At 68.3% G+C, this 3,771-nt stretch carries 1 protein-coding gene; it reads right to left on the bottom strand.

The features are described 5' to 3' along the window. Window positions 1-3,710, bottom strand: a 3,710-nt coding sequence (locus ACFPIJ_RS28460) for a type I polyketide synthase (protein ID WP_380119184.1), incomplete at its 3' end; no start/stop codon positions are given. Window positions 3,711-3,771 lie beyond the last annotated feature (61 nt).

Below are 3,771 nucleotides of genomic sequence, written 5' to 3'. Positions count from 1 at the left end.
ACAGCGGGAACCGCGCTGAACACCGCCGGCCACTGCACCGCCACGCCGGCGGTGAACGCCTGGGCCACCGCCAGCAGCAACGACTCGACCTCGGCACCTTCACGGCGCAGCCCAGCCACGAACACCGACTGCTGCCCCGCCGCTGTCTCGGGCAGGTTTTCCTGGACCATCGCGGTCAACGCCGCACCCGGACCCAACTCCACGAACACCCGCACACCCTGCTCATGCAGGTACCAGATGCCGTCACCGAACCGCACCGCCGCGCGCACATGCCGCACCCAATACTCCGCCGTACACACCTCGTCCCCAGCCAAGGCGCCGGTCACGTTCGACACCATCGGCACCGCCGGCGCGTTGAACGACAACCCGTCCACGACCCGCTCGAACTCAGCCAGCATCGGCTCCATCAACACCGAATGAAACGCGTGCGACACCCGCAACCGCCGCGTCCGACGACCCAACCCCGCCAACCGCTCCGCCAACGCCAACACCGACGCTTCAACCCCGGAGATCACCACCGACGTCGGACCGTTGACCGCGGCGATCTCGACCCCGGCCCCCAGCAGGGGCAGCACCTCCGCCTCAGCGGCCTGCACCGCCACCATCGCCCCACCAGCCGGCAACGCCTGCATCAACCTGCCCCGCGCAGCGACCAACGCACACGCGTCCGGCAACGACAACACCCCGGCCACATGCGCCGCCGCGATCTCCCCCACCGAATGACCCGCCACAAAATCAGCCCGCATCCCCCACGACTCCACCAACCGGAACACCGCAACCTCCACCGCAAACAACGCCGGCTGCGCAAACCCCGTCCCATCCAACAACCCCAACCCAGCACCGTCGAAGATCACCTCCAGCAGTGGACGGTCCAGCAACGGGTCCAGATACCCACAGACCTCCTCCAACGCCCGGGCGAAGACCGGGAACGTCTCCCACAGCTCCCGGCCCATCCCAACCCGCTGCGAACCCTGACCCGAAAACACCACCGCACACTTCACACCACCCGAACCAACACCACTGACCGCGTTAACCCCGGCCTGACCTTGAGCCAGGGCGCCCAACCCGTCCAGGAACCCTTCCCGGTCCCCAGCCACCACCACCGCCCGATGCTCGAACACCGCCCGCGAACCCGCCAGCGAGAACCCCACATCACTCAACCCAAGCCCGGACCCGTCCAGCAGCATGGCCCGCAACCGCTCAGCCTGACCAGCCAACGCCGCGGCACTACGACCCGACAACACCCACGGCACCACCGGCAACGACACAGAACCCCGCTCGCCTGCCGCAGCGGCCTCGGGGGCCTGCTCCAGAATCACGTGAGCGTTGGTCCCGCTGATCCCGAACGACGACACCCCAACCCGACGCGGCCGCCCGGACTCCGGCCACGACCGGGACTCCGTCAACAACTCCACCGCACCAGACGACCAGTCCACGTGCGGGGTCGGCTCATCAACATGCAACGTCTGCGGCAGGACACCGGCCCGCATCGCCATCACCATCTTGATCACACCCGCCACCCCGGCCGCAGCCTGGGTATGACCGATGTTCGACTTCAACGACCCCAGATACAACGGCTCCCGATCGCCCCGCTCCTGCCCGTACACCTCCAGCAGCGCCTGCGCCTCAATCGGGTCACCCAACACCGTCCCGGTGCCATGCGCCTCCACCGCATCCACCTCACCAGGCGACAGACGCGCGTTCGCCAACGCCTGCCGGATCACCCGCTGCTGGGAGGGGCCGTTCGGCGCGGTCAAACCATTGCTCGCACCGTCCTGATTCACCGCACTACCCCGGATCACCGCGAGGACCTGATGGCCGTTGCGTCGAGCGTCGGACAGACGCTCCACCAACAGCAACCCGACACCCTCACTCCACCCCGTACCATTCGCAGCACCCGCGAAGGACCGGCAGCGACCGTCGACAGCCAACCCCCGCTGCCGACTGAACTCCACAAACACGCCTGGCGTCGCCATCACGGTCACGCCACCGGCTAACGCAAGTGAGCTCTCACCCTGCCGCAACGACTGACACGCCAGATGCAACGCCACCAGCGACGACGAACACGCCGTGTCCACCGTCACCGCCGGCCCCTCCAACCCGAAGTTGTACGCCAAACGCCCCGACAGAACGCTCCCGGCAGTACCCGTGCTGATGAAACCCTCGACTCCCTGAGGGTCGCGCCCCGAATCCAGAAGACCCGTCGCGTAGTCGTGATACATCAATCCGGCGAACACCCCGGTGTCCGTACCCTTCAGCGAGCCGGGGTCGATGCCCGCTCGTTCGAACGTCTCCCACGCGGCCTCGAGCAACAGCCGCTGCTGCGGATCCATGGCCAATGCCTCACGCGGACTGATCCCGAAGAACTCCGCGTCAAAATCCGCGGCGTCGTACAGGAACCCGCCGTCCCGCACGTAGCTCGTCCCCGACCGATCCGGATTTGGGTCGAACAGCCCTTCAATATCCCAGCCCCGGTCAGTCGGCCACTCCGAAATCCCATCACCACCGGACGCGACCAGATCCCACAAACCCTCCGGAGACCGCACACCCCCCGGCAACCGACACGCCATCCCCACGATCGCAATCGGCTCATCCGTCGACACCCGCGCCACCGCCGCAGTCCCCGCCCCAGCCGTCCCAGCCACCTGCTGGGTCACGTAGGCGGCCAGCGCGGCAGGAGTCGGATGGTCAAACACCAACGTCGTCGGCAACCGCAACCCAGTCACGGTCCCCAGCCGGTTGCGCAGTTCCACCGCGGTCAGTGAGTCGAACCCGGCGTCGGTGAACGCCCGGTCCGGGTCCACCGCGGCCGCAGTGGCATGCCCCAGCACTGCGGCGATCTCACCGCGGACCACGTCCAGGACCACTGCCCGCCGTTCTGTCGCGGATACCCCGGTCAGGCGCCGGGTCAAGACCGATCCACCCGCAGCGGCGACGGCCTGGACCCGGTGGGCCGGACGCCGTACCAGCGCGCGCAGCAGTGCCGGGACCGGGCCCGCCCCGCGCAGAGCTTTGACATCCAGCAGTACCGGGACCAGGTGCGCTGGTGCGGACAGCCCGGCCAGCACCGCAGTGTCGAACAGTTCCAGGCCCTGTTCTGCGCTCAACGCCGTCACACCCGACCGACTCATCCGGGCCAGGTCGGCCTCGCTGAGATGGCCGGCCATCCCGCTGGCCTGTTCCCACAACCCCCACGCCAACGACACTCCGGGCAACCCCGCCGCCCGACGAGCCTGCGCCAACCCGTCCAGGAACGTGTTCGCCGCGGCATAGTTCCCCTGACCAGCAGACCCCAGCGTCCCCGCCACCGAAGAGAACAACACAAACGCCGACAGATCCATGTCCCGGGTCAGCTCGTGCAGATGCCACGCCCCGTCAGCCTTCGGACGCAGTACTGCATCGACCCGCTGCGGGGTCAGCGCCGAAACCACCCCGTCGTCCAACACCCCAGCCGCGTGCACCACCGCCGTCAACGGCCGATCCCCCACCACGCCAGCCAGCAACGCCGCGACGGCATCCCGGTCAGCGACGTCACACGCCACCACCCGCACCTGCGCGCCCAACCCGGACAGCTCCTCCTGCAGCTGCACCGCACCCGGAGCATCAAGACCACGGCGGCTGGTCAACACCAGATGCCGCACCCCATGTCGGAGGACCAGATGCCGGGCCACCAACGCCCCCACACCGCCGGTCCCGCCGGTCACCAGCACCATCCCGGAACCGAAACCAGCGCTGACATCCGTGTCAGGCCGGGGTACCAGTCCGGTCCGC

Source organism: Dactylosporangium cerinum (assembly GCF_042653625.1).
Classification (GTDB): Bacteria; Actinomycetota; Actinomycetes; order Mycobacteriales; family Micromonosporaceae; genus Dactylosporangium; species Dactylosporangium cerinum.
This window is presented reverse-complemented; position numbering and strand designations above follow the sequence as displayed.